Origin of the sequence: Dokdonia sp. Asnod3-C12 (genome assembly GCF_045063975.1) — a bacterium.
Lineage (GTDB): Bacteria > Bacteroidota > Bacteroidia > Flavobacteriales > Flavobacteriaceae > Dokdonia.
In genome coordinates this window covers 2,959,026-2,979,649 of the sequence record NZ_JBEFNY010000003.1, presented here as the reverse complement: position 1 = coordinate 2,979,649, position 20,624 = coordinate 2,959,026, and the positions used below count along the sequence as shown (strand labels likewise).

Here is a 20,624-nt window from a genome sequence, read left to right as displayed (position 1 = left end):
CGTAACAAAACCATCTTAAAAGCTACTTACATACAAACTTATATAAATGATTATTACGACTACAAACAGTATACAAGGCAGAGAGATCACACAATACTTAGGTGTGATTACAGACTTCATCTATGCAAAGATTTACGATACTAAGGGGCTTAGTTTTCGAGATTCACTCAATAGAGATAAGATCTATGAGCGAAGTGAGGAAGGAATAGATGCTGCAAAACAAGAAGTACTCAAGAAACTGGAAGCCAAAGCTAAAGAAATGGGAGCTCACGCGATTGTAGGAGTTACAATGGATGTAGAGGTAATAAATGAAGGTTTTAAATTAGGAATCTCTTCAATGGGCACTGCTGTAGTATTGAGATAATCATACATATAGAACACTGTGAGATTCACGATTTTATTAATCGACAGCTTAGCGGTATTTGACGTTCTAAAATCTTAAATCTTTCCCATTTAATATGGCTTTAAGAGAGTTAAGCATTTTTAAGGATAATTTTACGTAACCAACCAATCCAATAAAATGAATTTCACTCTCAAAAACTTCTTGCAAGGTTTCGGCATTATTGCTGTCATTTTAACATTATTACCTCTTATTGCCGTAGATTACTGGTGGATACGCATTTTTGATTTTCCGCATGCGCAGCTTACGGGGCTTACGTTTATTGCTATTCTTACCTACTTCATACGGTTTGACATAAAATATTACAAAGACTACCTCTTTGTTGTTATTCTTATTGCCTGCTTTACATTTCAACTAGGTAAGATTTATGCCTACACGCCTTTTTCTTCTTATGAGGCAAAAGAAAGTACGATTACAGACGCTTCAAATACATTGAAAATTTACACAGCCAATGTTTTACAGAAGAATGAAGAGTACCAACTTCTACTCGACCAAGTAGCCGAAAAAAATCCTGACATTGTACTACTGATGGAGACTGACCAACTGTGGCAAAATGCCGTACACAAAACATTATCTGCAACTTACCCTTATAGTATGCTAGAACCTCTAGATAACACCTACGGGATGTTGCTATACTCTCGCTTACCTATGTCTCAAAACAAAATTAATCATCTTGTAGATAAAGAGATTCCATCTATGGAGGCGATTGTTACCTTGGAGAGCGGTAATCAATTTCAATTATTTGCCATCCACCCTACTCCACCTATGCCACAACATAATCCTATGAGCTCAGACAGAGATACAGAGATGATGACTACGGCACTTCGTGTTTACAAAAGAGAAATGCCGGTAATCGTATTAGGAGATTTTAATGATGTTGCCTGGTCTAATACTACTTCGCTTTTTAGAAAGACAAGTACACTACTTGATCCTCGAATAGGTCGCGGGTTTTACAACACATTTAATGCAAAAAATGTGCTTATGCGCTGGCCACTTGATCATTTATTTATTTCGGAAGAGTTTCGTGTAAAGACTTTAAACCGCACAAAAGATATCAAATCTGATCACTTCCCGATGTATACAGAACTAACCTTTGAGCCGGGGAAAGCAAAAGAACAAAAGGCCGAAAAACCTTCTAAAGAAATTCTCGATAGAGCACAATCCCAATTAAAAGAACAGCATCTTCTTAATATGGAAATGCCTACAATTTCTAGTGATTAAAGATTATCTATATTTATAGTCTAACTCACTGTTCATGCGTTTTATTCTATTACTATTTGTATGCTGTATTTGTGTCGTTGCTTGCGATAAAAATCCTCAAGCAAAGGCTGCACTACATCAAAATCATATAAGGCATCAAGAGGATACTATCGGTTTTGCTCAATATTCATGGCAAATGGATAGTATAATCAGTAGAATGGATGACGCGGATAAACTGCCAAATTCTGAAACCTACAAAGCTGTAATATGCCCACATGATGATTATGGATATGCCGGAGGATTGTATTACAAAACCCTCTCTGGAATAAAAGCCAAAACAATTATCCTTGTGGGCGTAGCTCACAGAGCAAGAAATTTTGATTTACAAGATCGTATCATTTTTGGGAGTTATGATAGTTGGCAATCTCCCGATGGCATTATTCCCGTAAGCAGCCTTAGAGATAAACTCCTCCCTAAACTCAATAAAAAAACATACGTCGTGCATGATTCTATGATGCAGTTAGAACATTCTCTAGAAGCTATAACCCCTTTTTTGAAACGTAAAAACCCTGCTCTAGAAATCATACCCATGCTCGTTCCTTACAACACATTCCAAAACATGCAGTTATTTTCTGATGATATAGGAAGTGGTATTGCTGCACTTATGAAGGAAGAGAATCTAATATATGGTAAAGATATTGCTGTCGTAATTTCTAATGATGCTATACATTACGGTTCTGAGGGCTGGGGAAGCGGTAATCTCGCTCCCTTTGGCACAGACAGTTCAGGGACAGCTCAGGCTAGGCAGAAGGATCTTGATATTGTAAAGGAGACGCTGCAGGGAGAACTCACCACAAAGAGGGTTCAAAAGTTCAACGAAATAACTATTATGGCTGACGATTATAAGTCTTATAAATGGACTTGGTGTGGTAGATACTCCACTCCTTTCGGCTTACTGCTTGCAAATCGCATAGAGCAACTTACGGGAGCGTCTAATAAAGATGGAAAACTTCCGCACCTCACTGGTACGTTTATAGACTGGCGATCTAGTATACACAATACTCATATTAAGGTTGACGATTTACGCATGGGGCACACCGCACAGGCAGATAGCACGCACTGGGTGGCTTATATAGGTATGTCTTATCAATAAAATTATAATTTCTCGATTATATTAGTTGTTTGGTGTTACGCTTTCGCGAAAGCGTACCTATCCTCAATACTGGCTTTAACATTAATTGTAACTATTTTAACCCGAGCTTAATACTTAAAGGCTCGTCTATCTTGTATCTTACTGATTATGATATACTCAGATAAAACAGAAAACAAGAACAACGCTTTTTTAACAGAAACTATCGAATATCTAGAAAACAAGGGATTCGAAAATATCAAGGCAGACGCCGAAGGTTATGAGACTCCTATTTCCTTTAAAAGACAAGAAACAGGAAATTCTCTTACTCCAGATATCGTAGCCGAAAAACGTGGTATCAAATACTTTTTTGAAGTGAGTTTAAAAAGTTCGAAACCAAAATTATTAAAATCTAAGTGGTTACTTCTAGACACCTTAACTAGAATGAAAGATTATCGCTTTAGAATCATAACAACCAAAGGACATTTAAGCTTTACAAGAGATATGATTGCAGATACTAATCTCAATAAAGATTTCATTCGCATATAAATTTCAATACAGTACAATTACCTAAAGGGTCTTGCTTATATAAGCAGGACCCTTTTTTATTAACATACTTTAATAGTACTATGGCAACTATTTAGGAGAAAAGAAATGTACATTGGAAAAAATATTTTCCGTGAATAAAAAACTACACTTTTTTAATAAAACGCTTCGCTTATCTATTGTATCTCTGCTATTTATAGCTTGTGCTGTGCATCGCGATAATTATAGAGATAAAGATAATAGTACTTTTTTTAACTCCAATTCTAGAGAATACACGAGTATATTTTCTATCGCCAATGCTGGTGCAGACTTGAAAGGTCCAAATAACCAACTAATTGTCGCATTAGAAAAAGAGTTTGCCACATTATCAAAAGAAGATGATTACCTCCTATTTCTAGGAGATAATCTACATAATAGCAATCTAGAGGATAGCCAAGTTTCATCTCAACTTGATGCTCAATTATCATTATCTAATTCCTTCAAAGGAACTTCATTATTTCTCACTGGAGAGCAAGAATGGAATGAGAGAGGTGTAAAAGGTCTTGAAGATATTGAAACTTACATTGAAGACTTTTATAAGGAAGAAGATCACTTTCTGCCTAAAAATGGTTGTCCGCTAGAGGTGATAAGCGTAAATGATGAAATAGAGCTTATTCTCATAAACTCACAATGGTATATAGAAGACTGGAGTAAAACGGACGGTATTAATGATAAATGCGAGTTGAAGACAAGAGTACAGTTTAATAATCTTCTCGCTAGTGAGATGCGTAAAGCTCGTCACAAAACAGTGCTTATTGCTATGCACCACCCTTTGTACTCAAATGGTATTTACGGTGGAGAAATCCCGTCTACAGTTGTATATAAACCTACTTCAGAAAATGCATACATACCACTCGCAGGAGCATCGTTATCATTTTTAAGATCACAAGGAGGTCTATCTAAGCAAGATCGCTATAATCCTCTTATGAACGAGTTAATGTCTACCATAGAACTGGCTGCATTTGATGTTCCAAAGGTAATTATAGTTTCTGGTCATGAACGCTCATTACAGTATATCGATCACGGAGCTATAAAGCAAGTAATTTCGGGAACGGGAAGTAGTGTAAAACCTGCCCGTTTGAGTAAAAGAGGACTATTTACCTCAACAAAACTTGGATATACAGAAGTAAGGATTTATGAAGACAACTCATCATCTGTGCACTTCTTTACATTACAAAACGGCACGTTTAAAGAAGCCTTTAGCCAGAGAGCTTTTAAACAACCAGAACCTTACAATCTTGATTCACTTCCTACGGTTTTTCCTAAAACGGTGAAGGCTTCTGTGTATCCTGCAGAGGCTGTAAAGAAATCTGAGAAGTATGAAAAATTCTGGGGTAAGCATTATCGATACGTATACGGAGTTGATGTAGAAGCACCCGTTGTACTACTCGATACCCTATATGGAGGACTTACTGTAGAAAGAGCAGGTGGCGGAAACCAGACTAACGGTTTGCGTCTAGTAACAAAAGACGATAAAGAGTATAACATGCGAGCCATTGCAAAAGACCCAATCGCCTTTCTTAAATCTGCTGGATATAATGATCTCGATGGAGAGAGTTATTTTAAAGGAACAGTGCCGGCGAGTGTTATTAAAGATTTTTACACGGCTGCACATCCTTATGGTGCTTTTGCTATCCCTAGGCTAGCAGGTGCGATAAAATTACCACATACGCATCCTAAATTATTCTATGTACCTAAGCAAAATCTACTAGGAGATTTTAATAAAACACATGGTGACCAATTATATATGATAGTCGAAAAACCTGATGGTGATTTTGACGATTCACATATGTTCAAATTTAGTAAGGAGGTAGAAAGCACTCAGGATCTTTTTAAAGAACTACGCGAAGATGATCAAAATCAACTTGATGAAAGAACTTATATACGAGCTCGCATTTTTGATATGCTCATAGGTGATTGGGATAGACATGAAGATCAATGGCGCTGGGCTCAAAGTCAAGTAGATGAGAAAGAAGGAACTACCATATACACCGCTGTCCCTAGAGATCGGGATCAAGTGTTTGCAAAATTTGATGGTTCATTCCTTACCTCCATGCAAAAAGTGATGAGTGGTTTGAGACAGTTTGGTAATTACGGCCCAGATATTCCATACATAGAACAATTTAGCCAGAGCGCTATTAATCTCGACCGTGCCTTAGTCATGCATTCAGATAAGTCTGTGTGGTTAGAAGAGATGAAGTATATCCAGCAAAATATCACACCTGAAGTGGTAAAAAAGGCTTTTAGTGAGGCTCCAATTGAAATTCAAGATGAGATATGGAAAGGTATTCAAACTGATCTTCTCTCACGTAAAAACAACCTAGAAGACATTGTACAGAGGTACTACAAGCACTTTCTAGAGTTTCAAGTGCTCAAGGGAACCGATAAAGACGACCATTTTGATATCCAGAATCTTGTTAATGGTGAGGTACGTGTAACGGGCTATAGAATTAAAGATGGTGAAAAAGGAAACGTATTATTTGATCGTACTTTTAATCCTGTTGATACTAAAGATATCTGGATTTATGGACTTGATGACAAAGATGTATTTGATGTGCAAGGTGAACATAAAAGTGCGATTAACATTGTGCTATCTGGAGGATTAGACAATGATACTTATGAAATTATTGGTGGAAATAATGTTACCATATACGATCAAAAATCTACTAAAAATAAGATTGTAGATAAAGGGAATGCGACAAGGCACATAGATGACATTTATGAAAACCGCATTTACGATTCAGAGAGAACACCTAAAAAAGGAGGTAGCTTTGGTCTTGAGGCGGTCTATAATCCAGATGAAGGTTTCTCTCCTAGAATACAATTTGGTAAATCTACTTTAGGATTTGAAAGAAATCCTTTTACTACAAAATTTGAGCTAGATGCTCGCTATATTTCCCTCACCCAAGCAGGTGATATTAAACTATCATGGCATAAAGCGCACCTTTTTCATGACTGGAATTTCAAAGTTTTTGGTCGAGCAACTACTGCAAATTTTACAGAAAACTTTTTCGGAGAAGGTAATAGTTCACTGTACAACACCACCAACTCTTTTGACGCAAACCGCATTAATATGCAGTACCTCACAGGTGGCATAGGGATGTACTACAATGGAGAATATGGAACTACTTCTGAGATTGACATATCTTATGAAGATATAAACGTGGGACCTCAAAATAATACTAGCATAGTAGATGCTCGTTATTTTGTAATAACAGGGCTCTATAATTATCATAGTATTGATGAAGAGCGATTCCCTACTCGCGGGATGGATGTGGCTATAAGAGGAAGTTTTCTTGATGAAGTAACCAGTACAAATACTGTAGGAGTACTAGATCCTCGTCTTACGCTTTGGAATGCAATAGATAGATCTCGTGATCTTGTACTTAAAACTAGTATAGCGGGACAGTTGCGCTTTGGAAATGATATACCGTTCTATAAAGCAGCTTCGTTAGGAGCAAATACAGGGTTGAGATCTTATAGGCAAGATCGTTTTATAGGCAAACAAGCGCTTGCAGCTTCAGCAGATCTGGCTTTGCAATTAAAACCTATTAAAACTTCCTTTTTCCCGTTGAGAATAGATATGTATGCAGGTTATGATACTGGAAGAGTCTGGAGCGAACTCATGGAAAGCAGCACACTACATTATAGTTATGGTGGTGGTGTTAATCTTTCAACCGCTAGCGCTCTTAAAGGAAATATAAGTTATTTTGAAGGTCCTGAAGGTGGAAGACTAGGCTTTGGAATATCTCTCGGATTATAATTGACTACTAGTTTTAGAGTTACGCTTTCGCGAAAGCGTGAAAAAGATATTTGCACCCTAAAAAAGAATCAAGTCTTAGTCTTCTACAACCTACACAAATTCAAAAATAGTACATATAAAAAATGCTCCCTATTTGGGAGCATTTTTTATGCATTAATGCGAGATTTTAAAGTCTTGCTATTAAGGATTATTACAATCTTACACCAAATCTAAAATCGATTCTCATACCATCTTCACCAGCAAACGCTCCTAGTTGGCCAGATACAGTATCTACCATATTTAACCAGAAACCTCCACCAAAGTCATTGTGCCACTTCTCACTATCTTCTCCATCAAGCCAAACACGACCTACATCTCCTCCTCCAAAAACACCTATCTGAATAGGAATTAAGCCTGTAGAAAATCTATTGAAACTATATCTCAAATCTGCCGAACCAGCTAGGGATGATTCTCCTGTAAATCTATTAAATCTATAACCCCTCAAACCAGAATTTGCACCTAATGATGCGGCTTGATAGAACTCATAGTCATCACCTATAAGAACTTGGGCTTGCACAAGTGTTTTAAGGACAAGTTTTCTGTTTTTAGATAATGCATTGTAGAACCCTAATTTAGGATTTACATATGCATACATTCTACTACCATCGCTTATGTTGCGCTTTGCACCTATTACTGTTGCAAAATCCATCCCTCTCGTAGGGTTAGCTTGGTTATCTGCACTTACATAAGTATAAGCTCCCTCTACACCTATAAAAGATTGCCCTCCAAAGAAATTACTGCGATCTGGTGTAAATAAGCTAGCGTCATCAATCACTCGGCCACCTGTAGGTTCAATTTCAATACGCTCATAATTAAATACAAATCGCAATCTACTACCAAAGGTATTGTCACTCTCTACTCCTATATGAGCGCCTACTTCTCCATTACGAACTCTATTAAAGTCAAGACCTAAATCATCATCGTTATTTACAGTCTCGTTACCAAAACCAAAGAAGTTACGAGAAAATGCTTCATTTGTAAACTTCCCTCCTATCAATAAATTCCACTGTCCAAAGGCGTTTGCAAAATTTCCTTCATATTTTAAGCTGAGTGATTCTGTTGCAAATGAGTAGGTACCATTAAGAACATGCTTGCTGCTGAATGGATCATTTTTAAAACCGTTAGTAGTAAACACATCATTTACTCCTATCAAGAAACCATCATCAGGATTAAAACCTATGGCTGGTAAAATATTATTTGCATAACTCTTTTTCTTTAAAGGGTCATAGGTGTTAAATGAATAAATATTTGACATTTTAAAACTTGCTCCTCCTTTTTCTTTTATTGTATTAGGCAATGTTTTGTGCTCATAAACTTTAAGACGACGACCATCTTTTATCTCGTAGATATCGTTGTTTTGTCCGCCTACAATTTTCATTCTTATAGGCGACTTTCCTTCTCCACTTACTTTAAAGCTATCATCATCATCAAGACCATAAATCCATATCTCGCCAGTCTCATCTGAGTTTATAACGCGATCTACAAAAGGAGTTTGAACTTCGCCATCTTTAATCCTCGATATCTGGACTCTAGTCTCCTTATCATTACGAGTAATTTCAAAATGATCATCCTTATCTGTTCCTGTAAGTACTACTAGCGAAGCCAGGTAATCATAATATTCACCTGCGATGTCAACGATATTACCTCTACGTTCTTTAAGGCTTTTCTTAATCTCATCTACACCTACGTCTTGAACTTCAAGAGGCAATTTTGTAAATGCTCTCGCGATATCTTCATCACTGAGGTTATCTTGTATATATTGAGCTTGTGCTATCCAGTCCTTCTTTACAGAATTCTTGGTGAGCGCTCTATCCATTTTTATACCTGCCTCGTTAATCCACTTTACATTTTCTAGATCTCCATCATAATTTTGAAACTGTCTAGACGCTGGAATTAATGTTTTAAGTAATCCTAGAATAGCACCATCAAATTTTGAAAAAACCTGATCTCTATCTCTTGGAATAGGCTTGTATATTTTCTTTCCATCACTATCAAAACGTGCCCATCTCCACTGGTCTGCATGACGATCCCAGTCACCTATAAGCATATCAAAAATACGTGCTCGTAAATAGGAGTCTTCATCTACTTGATACTTCTCATCTTTACGTAAGTTTTCATAAAGATCATCTGTACTATCAATACTATCAGGATTTCCAAAAGAAGGAACATCTAGAAAATCTTCGTCTGGGCGTTCTTCTATAATATATAATTCATTACCGTAATCTGCATTATACTTACCTAATGCATCATGTTTTGGAACATAAATTAAGCTAGGATTTGTGTGATAAATACCCACTGCATCAGAGAGCTCTGCCACAGCAAGAGAAGCATATGGATGTGCAGATGTATAGAAATCTAAGATTAAATCCTCTGTAAATGTATCTCTGAATTCTTCTTGAACAAAAACCTCTTTAAAAGCAACACTTTGCAAGAACTGCACGGCGCTCTTTCTCACTGCTCTTAAATTATAAGCTCTTCCGTCTTTATCTTTTAATCGTAATGATCTTGTCTGGTGACCACCACCTTTACGGTCAACTGTAAATCCGCCCATGAGTGTGTCTAGCGTAGCAACTTTAGCCGTTACTGGAGTTCCGTAAACAGCTCTATAATGATCTCCCCATAGTGACTCATGTACATCTGACACATCTGTATTATTCTGTGCATACACTGTAGCCATCACAGTCTCTGGATATATCTCTGGTAGCGAATCTAAATTTACTTCTTTGCGAGGAGCAAAAATTTCCTTTGTATAAAGTAAAGTAGGTTCTCCTTGATTTGCTGCATAAAATCTCACAGATGAAGACTCATCTTCATATACGTCCAGAATAGCAAATCCTTGACCTCCGTAAGAAAACAAACCATCGTCTCCTAAAGCTGCGGCACTGTTCTTTGCTCCTGCTCCACTCACAATTTGCTTTATACCATCATGCTCTATATACTGTATACTGTGCTCGTGACCTGATGCAAAAATCACTTTATCTGTATCTCTCGCAAGTACAGAGATGCGTTGCATTAACTCATTATATTGCTTGTTATAGCGATCTTGAATTGACACTCCACCTTGTGATCTTACTTGGGTAACTAGAGATGCAAGTACTGGAAGCGGCATATTGCTTTGTGTAGGATATAACTGCTTTCTTATACCATATTTACCACCATGAATCCCATTTGTATACATAGGGTGGTGCATTGCTACAAGTATTGTCTTTTCGTTATTCTTTTTGAACTCATTTTCTATTTCTAAAAATAAATCAATTCTATTTCTAATATCGCAATTATCATTTATTGTAGGATGCTTGTCCCAGTCTTCTAGATACCACTGCGTGTCAATGATCATCAACTCTACAGAGTCGCTTATGCTTTTCATTTCAATAGGACATCCATTTTCAGGTTGAAATGCTTCCTTATCATCTAGCGCATCTTCTATATACTTCTCTTGACGCTTTACACCTTCTACGCCATCTGCATACCAATCATGGTTTCCTGGAATAAAAATGGTTTTACCCTTAAAATTTTCGACAGCCGCTACCTGTATGTTTAATCTGCGTTCAGCTTCGGCTCTTTCTGGGTGTTTTTTTGATGGAAGTCCCGCATCATAAATATTGTCACCTAAAAAGATTGCATAATCATTCTCTGTCTGTGCCGTGTCTATCACTTTCTTAAATGCGTCAAGAGCATAGGTGCTGCCACCATCTTTATCTCCTCCTGCATCGCCTATGAGGTAGAAGGTTTTATGTATACGCTTTCGCGAAAGCGAACTATTATCAAAACGAGCAGGCTCGCTTGACTCATCTGCATATTTAGGAGAATAAGTCGCACAACTACTAAGCAAAATGGCTACTGAGAAGTTAAGAAAACGGTAATATTTGTTCATGTCCTTGTTTTTAATGTACATTAGAGGTCTAACAGGCTTATAGTAACTATGACTGAACTACTAGAAAAGACAGATAGATTTATTTCTGAACTATTTGATAATGAACTACCTAAGACATGTATATATCATAACTATGTCCATACCAAACGAGTACTTAAAAGTACCCAAGAAATAATTGATAATAGTGAAGAAAGTCTTAAAGATGAAGAAAAGCTCATCTTACAGCTTAGCGCACTACTACATGACATAGGATATGTAGATGGAACCGAAAATCATGAAGCACGCAGTGCCGAAATGGCTGAAACGTTCTTGAAAGAACAGGGCGTTGAGGCTTCTATTATAGAAGAGGTGAAAAAAGTGATTCTTGCCACAGACATGCGCGTAGAACCACAAACATACCTAGAACAAGTTTTAAGAGACGCAGATGCTTCACATTTTGCCAAGGATTATTTTCCTGAGGCTAGTGAGTATTTACGTCAAGAATTAAAAATAAAAGGTATTAAAGAGTTTACCACAGAGGAGTGGAATAAGGCAAATATTGAGATGTTTACGATAAAACATCGCTATTACACGCACTATGCCCAAGAAAACTGGAAACCGAAAAAAGATAATAACCTAAACGATCTCACCAAAGCAAGAAAGAAAGCTAAAAAGGCACGTAAAAAGGAAAAACTAAAAGTACAGCTTAAAGATGCTAGCCCAGAAAAAGGAATCCAGTCTATGTATCGCATCGCGCTACGCAATCACATTAAATTAAGTGATATTGCAGATACTAAAGCAAACATATTACTTTCTGTAAATGCGATTGTGATTTCTCTTGCTCTAGCAAACCTGATTCCAAAACTAGAGTCTCCTAGTAATGCGCACCTTATCTATCCAACGGCGGTATTTGTTCTTTTTGCCATGATATCGATGATTATGTCAATCATTGCTACACGACCTAATGTAACAAGAGGTGAGTTTGATAGAGAGGATGTTAAATTGAAAAAGGTGAACCTATTGTTTTTTGGTAATTTTCATAAAATGAAACTTGAAGATTATGAATGGGCAATAGGAGAAATGCTTCAAGACAAAGATTATATCTACTCTGCCCTTACTAAAGATTTATACTTTCTAGGAGTTGTACTCGATAGAAAATACAAGCTCTTAAGAATAACCTATAATATTTTTATGGTGGGTATCATTATATCTGTACTAACGTTTGCTGTGTTCTTTGCTTACAGAGATCAAGCAGTAGAAGTCATGGAGGACGTAGAAAGCCTCACTAATATGGTGACAACACTATTATAAAAAGCAAAACGGGTTCTTTACAGAACCCGTTTTTTTATGCTATCTTAATTTTTTATTTCCTCAATGAGATCTTCATAGGTGTAAAATTCTTTTGTCTCTTTACCTATTACTTTTTTATATAATACATTCACACGTATAGCTTTTAAACCAGTAACCGCTTGTAAGTCTTCTAGCTCAAGAATTTCTACTTCATTACCTAAGTGATTCTTTAACTGTAAGAAGTTAATATATCTGAGATACTCTTGCTCATCTGCTTCTTGTGAGTAGACTATAGTGATTTTTCCAGCTTGTGTTATACGTTCTGTAGTTCCTTTTATGAAAGCCTTATCTACACGCTTCTTTACAACTTCATAGCGAGCGTTATAAGTTCCATCTACATCAAATCTTTTCTCATCCATACGGTATCGTACAGATAATGATGTATTAAACACTAGAATCATAGAGGCTACCTCAAGTGGATGATCCATTTTTTGCGCAAGCGAGAAATGCTCATTTTCCATCTCGCACATTACTTGTAGTTGCCACAACCTTAAGTTGTAGAGATAAATCTTATTAAAGCTATTATGCTTTGTAATAGACTCACCTACATACATATTGTGCTCTACTCCGTCTGTTTTAAAAAGTTCAAAAAAGTGAGGATACATCATCTGCGCCTCTTTTTGCTTGCGCTGTAGTACAGACGCTAGACGCTTATTTAATAGCATTACAGATTCATCATAAAACTTACGATGGCGGTATACGAGACCCAGACTATCTTCTATCTGGCTTCTGTATGCTGTAATCAACTCATTAAGTTCGTCACTTTTCTTAAGCAAGTGCGTAAATAATGGCCTGATATTCTCACTCAAGAAATTTAAAATCTTACGCTCACTATCTACCTCTAGCTTCTCTTCTGTTTTTTCTAAAAATATATTAAGATTGAAAATAAGTTGCTCATAGATAGGTAGACTTTCATTAGTCTTGGCTGCTTCTAATATCGCAATGGCATTATGTAACTGTAATAAGATATCTTTTTGAGTCGCAGCATTACGAGACTCAGAAGATCCTTTAATATCAATCTGTCCAAATAACGGATAAACATCTTTAAATACAACATCCCTATATTGAACGTTGTTATCCCCTTCTATCTGTAATCTTAAATATCGTTTTGCTTCCTTTTCAAATTTCCAATACACACTTTTATGAATAGATGTACATTCATTTTGAATAATTAGGTCTATTTCATTTTCTTGTTGCTCCTTGTTACGTAATACAGCATCAATAAGATACGGCATTATGTCTGCAAGTTTATTTGCATTTATACTATTAAGCGCTCCTTTATTAGGCGAGGCTAGCTCTAGAATACCTAATAAAACACCTTTGTGACGTATTGGGGCTAGAATAACACTCTTTATCCCCTGGTCATAAAGATTTTGATACATCTTTATACTCTTATCGCTTTTATGATGTTTTGCAATATCTGAAACCGCAAAGTAGTCTCCAGTATTAAATACAGCATCATAAGACCCTTTACAAAGTATCGTATTACACGACGCTTCTGTATCTCCATATAATAGATAACTACTTATATCCTTAAATGGCACAAGCTCAAAAGCCTCGTCTTCCTTATTATAATTAGAAAAACCTATTTGCAATTCTGGAAGATCAAAAATGGCTTGAAAAATTCTATGGAAGTCATGTGTAAAGTTTATGTCCTCATCTTCATAACGAAGTAAGCCAGACTTAAAATCTGATATTGAAACTTCAGTAGTGGCATCATATAAATTTGCTATCACAAAGCCTTTAAAAATATAACTGTGCGGAGGAAATTTTTCTTTCCACATCTCTATATTATCAAAATTATCTAGCAGTACGTTTACTTCTTCTTCTGTTATTTGAGGTGTTCCTTCCTTACGTTCTATATCTATATAATCCCCATTATAGAGCATTCTATAAAAACGTGTCATTCCCAAACCATCAGGAATTTCATAGTAAAATGGACGTCTAAAGTCTATTTTAAAACCATAATACTGCATTAGGATAATGCTACATCCCATGAGGTAGTAATGGTCTGCATTAAAATTCTTTATTTCTGGAATAAAATTATCGCCTGCATTGAGAAGTATGTTATCATACCTCCGCGTAGATTGTAGCACAGCCTCTTGAAAAGGCATAGATGCAATTTTTATTTCATTCTGCTGCAGTACTTCTGGAAATAGCTCACTAAGAAGATCATCAATTTGATTCTTATAGCTCCCTATAGTATCTAGATTATTTATTCCTGATTCTAATTCTGGATAGTCAGAAATAATTTCCATTATTTCTGTTGCACGTCTTTTTAATCTTAAATTATCTGAAGTAAGATTGTTTTTATAATGACTCACTAATTTCCCTACACTAAAATGTAATTCTAGTGGAAACTCTTGATCTTTAAAATGTACTCCGCTTTTCATAAAATGGGTCTTCAAAACTCCTCTTCTCTTCTTTATTAATAACTGTAAACCTTATTTTTGTTATAATAAAAATATGATCTCATGAAACAATTACTAATTCTTGTAATTTTATTCTCTTTATTCTCCTGTGGAGATAATAATAGTACTCCTATAAAAGGTACCGCTGCTGGTATGGCTGATGGTACGTCACTTATCTTAGAGGAATTAGGGCCTAATAATAAACGTATTCCTTTAGACACTGCCGTTGTAAATGCTGGTAAATTTACTTTTACAAAAGCTATAACAGAAGGAACTGGTTTATTAATACTAAGTGAAGCTACAGCTACTAGCCAACTTTTGCTAGTAAAAGATGAGCAACCACTTACTCTAACTCTGTACAAAGATAGCTTATCTAGCTCTTTAGTCACAGGTAGTATAGAAAATGAGTTGTTTAATAATTACCGTAAGACTGCTATGCAGACTAATAAAAAGAGACAACAGCTCATTCAAGAGATGCAAAAGGCACAGAGAGAAACAGATGGAATCAAGGTAAACATTATCCGTGACCAAATAGCAGCCATGGACACGCAATTTATTACCGATAAAAAAGCAGTAGTTGAGAAAAATACTGACAAAATGGTCTCCGTAATTGCACTATCTGACTTAATAAATGAGAAAGTCTTGAAAATTGAAGAGTCCGAAGCATATTATAATAGTCTTTCTGAGGATATTCAAAACTCTACTGTGGGAGAAAGTGTAGAAAACTATATCGCACAACTCAAGTCACAACGTATCGCTAGCGGACTTGCCAGTATAGGAAATAAAGCTCCTGAGTTTACCGCAAAAACCCCAGAAGGTAAAGAACTTTCACTCTCAGAGACTTTAGGTAAATACACCATCATTGACTTTTGGGCTTCATGGTGTCGCCCTTGCCGTATGGAAAATCCTAATGTTGTAAATGTGTATAATCAATATCATGACAAAGGTCTTAATATTATAAGTGTATCTCTTGATAGACCAGATCAAAAAGAAAGATGGCTACAGGCCATAGAAAAAGATAAAATGGACTGGTATCATGTTTCAAACTTACAATTCTGGCAAGATCCTATCCCTAGAAGTTATGGAGTACGAGCAATACCTGCGACATTTTTACTAGATGAAAATGGCGTTATTATAGCAAAAGATCTAAGAGGTCCTGCACTAGGAGCAAAAATGAAAGAGCTCCTAGGAGAAATTTAGGTTTATTCTTCACAAACAATTCTAAAAAGCATCGCTCCTATCGCGATGCTTTTTTACATTTACTATAATGTTACTAATACTATTCTCAATATTTATCATAGGGCCACTACTCCCCTTGCTTCCGGCGACACACTGGAGCATACGCTTTTTTGATTTTGTGAGAATTCAAACAGTAGTTATTCAGCTACTTTTATTGGGAGTTGCATTTATATCTTGGGAGGTCTTCACTGTGACACACATAGTATTTATCGCTGTGATGATAGCGGTACTTTTATTTCAATTATGGCTCATTAGACCTTACACACCTTTTTATCACAGACGCAAGCCTAAGGCAGAGTTTCACAAAGAACAGCTCACACTCGTTACCGCAAATGTATTGCAGACTAATACAAACTACGATAAATTTATAACTATCATAAAGGAGAGCAATCCTCATATATTTATCACCATGGAGTCTGATCAAAAGTGGGATAAAGAAATATCTCAAGCTTTTCCAGAGTATACTCACACCGTAAAAGCTACACTGGATAATTTTTATGGAATGCATGTGTATTCAAAAATTCCGTTTCAATCTTCAGATATTAAATATCTTGTAGAAAAGGACATTCCATCCATACATTGTGAGATAACCTATGCAGACCAGCCTTTTAATCTTATAGCAATACACCCTGCTCCTCCTAGTCCATCAGAAAACGAAACTTCAAAAGAACGTGATGCCGAGTTGATGCTCGTAGGTAAGCAATGCAGAGAGTCTAAGGATGCAACCGTAGTTTGCGGCGATCTCAATGATGTGGTATGGTCTAAGACTTCTAGACTTTTTAGCAAAATCACAGGATATCTAGATCCGCGCGTAGGTCGTGGTCTCTATCCGTCCTTTCATGCAAATTACTGGTTACTCAGATTCCCTCTTGACCATTTATTTTATTCAAAAGATCTTCATGTAACAAACATGAAAAGACTGGCATATTTTGGTTCAGATCATTTTGCTATGTACTATAACATAGCATTTCCTATGGTAAATATTGATGTTGCAAATCCTAAAATCACTACAGAGGACAAGGAAAATATTCAGGAGATAATAGGCGATGGGATTCTTTCGGCTAGAGCTTCACAAAATCATTAAGCGGAGGATTATTATTTTTTCACGCTTTCGCGAAAGCGTAACATTCCCACATTACTTCTTAATATTTACTCAAAATACCTTACTACAGGCGTTAATGATGGTTAAAGCCCTTGTGAGCGCCAACAAGCAGAAGTAAATTGAAATCCAACTAAAAAAAAGACATGGATAAGATTACTGAATCATTAAATAATCTCTCAGAAAAACTCTGGGGATGGGTTGAAGCTTTTATAAGAAACTTACCAAACTTAGGAGTCGCTCTTCTAGTTTTACTAATTGCTTACTTCGTATCGAGATTTGTAAATAAATACTCTCAAAAGATTGTAAAGCGATACGTACCACAACAATCTATCACAAAACTCATAGGTAGAGCACTAGCTGTATTTGTAGTACTTGTAGGTATATTTCTCGCCTTAGGTGTATTAAATTTAGACAAAACATTAAATACCTTAATTGCTGGAGCAGGAGTTTCTGGTCTTGTTATAGGTCTGGCCTTACAGGGTGCCCTAGCAAATGGAATTGCAGGTATCATATTATCTTTTAGAAAAAGAGTTAATATAGGAGACTGGATAGAAACTAGTGGATATGTAGGTTTTATAGAGGATATTAAGCTTAACAACTTTAGTATAAGAGAGCCAGATAATAATATTGTTGTAATACCAAATAAAACCATTACTGATAACCCGATGAAAAATTATTCGGTTACAGATCGTATGCGCATCATTATAGAATGTGGTGTAGGTTATGAGTCTGACTTGGAAATGGTAGAAAAACTAACTAAGGATACCATCTCAAGTAAATTTCCTCAAGAAGGTAACAAGGAGGAGGTAGAATTTTTCTACACTGCCTTTGGAGGAAGCTCAATCGACTTTATATGTAGATACTGGGTAGATTGTGTAAATGGCAAGCAAAAACTAACTGCCAAGCACCAAGGAATGCTAGCTATAAAGAAAGCTTTTGATGCCAATGATGTTAATATTCCATTCCCTATTAGAACATTACAATTTGATAATCAATTGCAAATGGTCTCATCTAGTGATAGTCAAGAATAGATTTTAAATAGTGTAAAAAAATAAGCCGTTACTTTTTAAAAGTAACGGCTTATTTTTTTAAGTATATAGTGGAGTTTTATGCTCCAAAAGCTTCTGCTACTTTAGCAGAAAGTCTTTTATAAGTTCCATTATCTAATCGCTCACGAATTGCTTCAAAGGCATTTAGAGTCTCTTCTACATCTGTAAGTGTATGTGACGCTGTAGGTATCATTCTAAGCAAAATAAGTCCTTTAGGAATCACTGGATACACTACGATAGAACAAAATACTCCGTGGTTCTCACGTAGATCTTTTACAAGCGCCATTGCTTCTGGTACGCTTCCTTTGAGATATACAGGAGTTACACATGACTGTGTAGTCCCTATATCAAAACCTCTATCTTTAAGACCACCTTGAAGTGCATTTACATTCTCCCATAACTTCTCACGAAGTTCTGGCATTGTGCGTAACATATCAAGACGTTTAAGTGCTCCTACCACAAGTTGCATTTGCAAAGACTTTGCAAACATTTGTGATCTTAGGTTATATTTTAAGTAATCAATGATTTCTTGATCTCCAGCAATAAAAGCTCCTGTAGATGCCATAGACTTTGCAAATGTTGCAAAATACACATCAATATCATCTTGTACTCCTTGTTCTTCTCCTGCTCCTGCTCCCGTTGCTCCTAAAGTTCCAAAACCATGTGCATCGTCAACAAGTAAACGGAAATTAAATTTTTTCTTAAGAGCTACTATTTCTTTAAGCTTCCCTTGTTCTCCGCGCATTCCAAAAACACCTTCAGAAATCACGAGGATTCCTCCTCCTGTTTGCTCAGCCATTTTAGTAGCACGTTCAAGATTCTTTTCGATACTTGCCATATCGTTATGCTTGTAGGTAAAACGTTTACCCATATGCAAACGAACACCATCTATAATACAAGCGTGAGTATCTACGTCATATACGATAATATCATCTTTACCTACTAGTGCATCAATAGTAGACATGATACCTTGGTATCCAAAGTTTAAAAGATAGGCAGCTTCTTTTTGTACAAACTCCGCACACTCATTTTGTAATTGTTCATGCAATGAAGTATGACCAGACATCATACGAGCACCCATAGGGTAAGCCGCACCATAATCTGCTGCTGCTTGCGCATCTACCTCACGTATTTCTGGACGATTTGCAAGACCTAAATAATCATTTACACTCCATGTAATTACTTCCTTTCCTTGGAACTTCATTCGGTTAGAAATAGGTCCTTCTAGTTTAGGAAAAACAAAGTATCCCTCTGCCACTGAAGCCCATTTACCTAATGGCCCCTTATCCTTGTAAATTTTATCAAATAAATCTCTCATATACTTGTTTTGAAAACAGGTGCAAAAGTACACATTTTTGATATTTTGAACAAATACAAAAACAATTGTAATATGATGCCAAAAATCAAAAAGCTCCTACATAGGTAGGAGCTTAAATATACGTAATATTTTAGACGTTTATTTGATGTATTCTATAGTTGCTACAGTCTCTTCGTTTTGACTATCAAAAAAACCTTGATCATTCATCCACTTATCAGAAAACACTTTACTCATATAGCGACTTCCGTGATCTGGAAAAATTACCACCACCTTGCTATTCTCATCAAACTCTCCCTGCGCAGCAAGTTGTTTTACTCCTTGAATAGCAGCACCACTTGTATATCCTACAAAAAGACCTTCTGTAGTAGCAATCTCTCTCGCACTGTGAGCACTCTCTTGATCACTTACTTTTTCAAACTTATCTATTGCATCAAAATCTGTTGCAGAGGGTATTAAGTTTTTCCCTAGTCCTTCTATACGATATGGATAGATTTCTGCTGCATCAAACTCACGGGTTTGATGGTACTTTTGAATCACAGATCCATAAGCATCTATACCTATAATTTTTATTTCGGGATTTTGTTGCTTTAAAAAACGCGCAGTACCAGATATAGTACCTCCAGTTCCACTACAAGCAATTAAGTGAGTAATGTTACCCTCAGTTTGATTCCAGATTTCTGGTCCTGTGGTATTAAAATGAGCATCTATATTTAACTCATTAAAATACTGATTAATATATACAGAGCCTTTAGTTTCCTCATGTAAACGCTTTGCAACACTATAATAAGATCTAGGATCGTCTGCCTTTACATTTGCAGGACATACATACACCTTTGCTCCCATCGCTTTTAAAGCATCAATCTTGTCTGGTGATGATTTTGAGCTTACTGCAAGAATACATTCATACCCTTTAATAATACTTACCATTGCGATACTAAATCCAGTGTTTCCAGATGTAGTTTCAATAATAGTATCACCAGGTTTAAGAACTCCTGTACGTTCTGCCTCTTCTATAATGTGAAGAGCAATACGATCTTTTGATGAGTGTCCCGGGTTAAAAGCCTCTACCTTTGCGTAAAACTGACCTTGAAAACCTTCTGTAATTTTATTTAACTTGATGAGTGGTGTATTACCTACTAGTTGTAACACGTTATCATACACGTTTAAATCCTTATTCATATATCTT

General features: G+C 36.2%; 13 protein-coding genes. 9 read left to right on the top strand and 4 right to left on the bottom strand.

What is annotated here, in order from left to right; genetic code table 11:
• Positions 1-46 precede the first annotated feature (46 nt).
• The 5 genes from ACJJVW_RS13440 to ACJJVW_RS13420 all read left to right on the top strand — a co-directional run bounded on the left by ACJJVW_RS13440 (position 47) and on the right by ACJJVW_RS13420 (position 7,077).
• Complete coding sequence (locus tag ACJJVW_RS13440; protein WP_339844956.1) at positions 47-364, top strand: heavy metal-binding domain-containing protein; 318 nt, start codon at positions 47-49, stop codon at positions 362-364.
• Positions 365-520: 156 nt separating this feature from the next.
• Positions 521-1,621 (top strand): endonuclease/exonuclease/phosphatase family protein, encoded by a 1,101-nt coding sequence (locus tag ACJJVW_RS13435; protein ID WP_339844958.1) that lies wholly within the window; start codon positions 521-523, stop codon positions 1,619-1,621.
• Positions 1,622-1,655: 34 nt separating this feature from the next.
• Entirely contained in the window at positions 1,656-2,753 is a 1,098-nt protein-coding gene (amrB, locus tag ACJJVW_RS13430; protein WP_405252494.1) for an AmmeMemoRadiSam system protein B, read from the top strand.
• Positions 2,754-2,900: 147 nt separating this feature from the next.
• Positions 2,901-3,278 (top strand): hypothetical protein, encoded by a 378-nt coding sequence (locus ACJJVW_RS13425; protein ID WP_108878608.1) that lies wholly within the window; start codon positions 2,901-2,903, stop codon positions 3,276-3,278.
• A 130-nt stretch (positions 3,279-3,408) separates the two neighbouring features.
• Positions 3,409-7,077 (top strand): hypothetical protein, encoded by a 3,669-nt coding sequence (locus tag ACJJVW_RS13420; RefSeq protein ID WP_405252491.1) that lies wholly within the window; start codon positions 3,409-3,411, stop codon positions 7,075-7,077.
• Between the two features lie 190 nt (positions 7,078-7,267).
• On the opposite strand, the gene ACJJVW_RS13415 is transcribed toward ACJJVW_RS13420, so the two are convergent.
• The gene (locus ACJJVW_RS13415) at positions 7,268-10,990 is read right to left on the bottom strand and encodes a metallophosphoesterase (RefSeq protein WP_405252488.1); all 3,723 of its coding nucleotides are present in this window, start codon (positions 10,988-10,990) and stop codon (positions 7,268-7,270) included.
• A gap of 48 nt (positions 10,991-11,038) precedes the next feature.
• On the opposite strand from ACJJVW_RS13415, the gene ACJJVW_RS13410 reads away from it, so the two are divergent.
• A complete protein-coding gene (locus ACJJVW_RS13410; RefSeq protein ID WP_405225300.1) occupies positions 11,039-12,280 on the top strand; it encodes a Pycsar system effector family protein in 1,242 nt (413 codons plus the stop codon).
• A gap of 44 nt (positions 12,281-12,324) precedes the next feature.
• Here ACJJVW_RS13410 and ACJJVW_RS13405 read toward each other — a convergent pair whose 3' ends face one another.
• Entirely contained in the window at positions 12,325-14,712 is a 2,388-nt protein-coding gene (locus ACJJVW_RS13405) for a GAF domain-containing protein (RefSeq protein ID WP_405252486.1), read from the bottom strand.
• Between the two features lie 81 nt (positions 14,713-14,793).
• Between ACJJVW_RS13405 and ACJJVW_RS13400 the strand changes: the two genes are divergently transcribed.
• From ACJJVW_RS13400 to ACJJVW_RS13390, 3 genes are all read left to right on the top strand, one after another.
• The gene (locus ACJJVW_RS13400) at positions 14,794-15,930 is read left to right on the top strand and encodes a TlpA disulfide reductase family protein (protein ID WP_339844973.1); all 1,137 of its coding nucleotides are present in this window, start codon (positions 14,794-14,796) and stop codon (positions 15,928-15,930) included.
• Between the two features lie 67 nt (positions 15,931-15,997).
• Positions 15,998-17,053 carry an endonuclease/exonuclease/phosphatase family protein gene (locus ACJJVW_RS13395; RefSeq protein WP_405252484.1) on the top strand — a complete coding sequence of 352 codons (1,056 nt, stop codon included), beginning with the start codon at positions 15,998-16,000 and terminating at the stop codon, positions 17,051-17,053.
• Between the two features lie 161 nt (positions 17,054-17,214).
• Positions 17,215-18,102, top strand: coding sequence for a mechanosensitive ion channel family protein (locus tag ACJJVW_RS13390; RefSeq protein WP_405252481.1), 888 nt, complete (start codon positions 17,215-17,217; stop codon positions 18,100-18,102).
• A 76-nt stretch (positions 18,103-18,178) separates the two neighbouring features.
• Here the strand turns inward: ACJJVW_RS13390 and ACJJVW_RS13385 are convergent, their stop codons facing one another.
• Together ACJJVW_RS13385 and ACJJVW_RS13380 are read right to left on the bottom strand one after the other, a co-directional pair.
• Positions 18,179-19,438 (bottom strand): aminotransferase class I/II-fold pyridoxal phosphate-dependent enzyme, encoded by a 1,260-nt coding sequence (locus tag ACJJVW_RS13385; RefSeq protein ID WP_013752424.1) that lies wholly within the window; start codon positions 19,436-19,438, stop codon positions 18,179-18,181.
• 138 nt (positions 19,439-19,576) lie between these two features.
• Complete coding sequence (locus ACJJVW_RS13380) at positions 19,577-20,617, bottom strand: PLP-dependent cysteine synthase family protein (protein ID WP_405252479.1); 1,041 nt, start codon at positions 20,615-20,617, stop codon at positions 19,577-19,579.
• Positions 20,618-20,624: the final 7 nt, after the last annotated feature.

Excerpts from the sequence above, each read along its gene's own strand:
- ACJJVW_RS13440 (WP_339844956.1), top strand. The coding sequence starts at position 47 with ATGATTATTACGACTACAAACAGTATACAAGGCAGAGAGATCACACAA.
- ACJJVW_RS13435 (WP_339844958.1), top strand. The coding sequence starts at position 521 with ATGAATTTCACTCTCAAAAACTTCTTGCAAGGTTTCGGCATTATTGCT.
- amrB (WP_405252494.1), top strand. The coding sequence starts at position 1,656 with ATGCGTTTTATTCTATTACTATTTGTATGCTGTATTTGTGTCGTTGCT.
- ACJJVW_RS13425 (WP_108878608.1), top strand. The coding sequence starts at position 2,901 with ATGATATACTCAGATAAAACAGAAAACAAGAACAACGCTTTTTTAACA.
- ACJJVW_RS13415 (WP_405252488.1), bottom strand. The coding sequence starts at position 10,990 with ATGAACAAATATTACCGTTTTCTTAACTTCTCAGTAGCCATTTTGCTT.
- ACJJVW_RS13410 (WP_405225300.1), top strand. The coding sequence starts at position 11,039 with ATGACTGAACTACTAGAAAAGACAGATAGATTTATTTCTGAACTATTT.
- ACJJVW_RS13405 (WP_405252486.1), bottom strand. The coding sequence starts at position 14,712 with ATGAAAAGCGGAGTACATTTTAAAGATCAAGAGTTTCCACTAGAATTA.
- ACJJVW_RS13400 (WP_339844973.1), top strand. The coding sequence starts at position 14,794 with ATGAAACAATTACTAATTCTTGTAATTTTATTCTCTTTATTCTCCTGT.
- ACJJVW_RS13395 (WP_405252484.1), top strand. The coding sequence starts at position 15,998 with ATGTTACTAATACTATTCTCAATATTTATCATAGGGCCACTACTCCCC.
- ACJJVW_RS13390 (WP_405252481.1), top strand. The coding sequence starts at position 17,215 with ATGGATAAGATTACTGAATCATTAAATAATCTCTCAGAAAAACTCTGG.
- ACJJVW_RS13385 (WP_013752424.1), bottom strand. The coding sequence starts at position 19,438 with ATGAGAGATTTATTTGATAAAATTTACAAGGATAAGGGGCCATTAGGT.
- ACJJVW_RS13380 (WP_405252479.1), bottom strand. The coding sequence starts at position 20,617 with ATGAATAAGGATTTAAACGTGTATGATAACGTGTTACAACTAGTAGGT.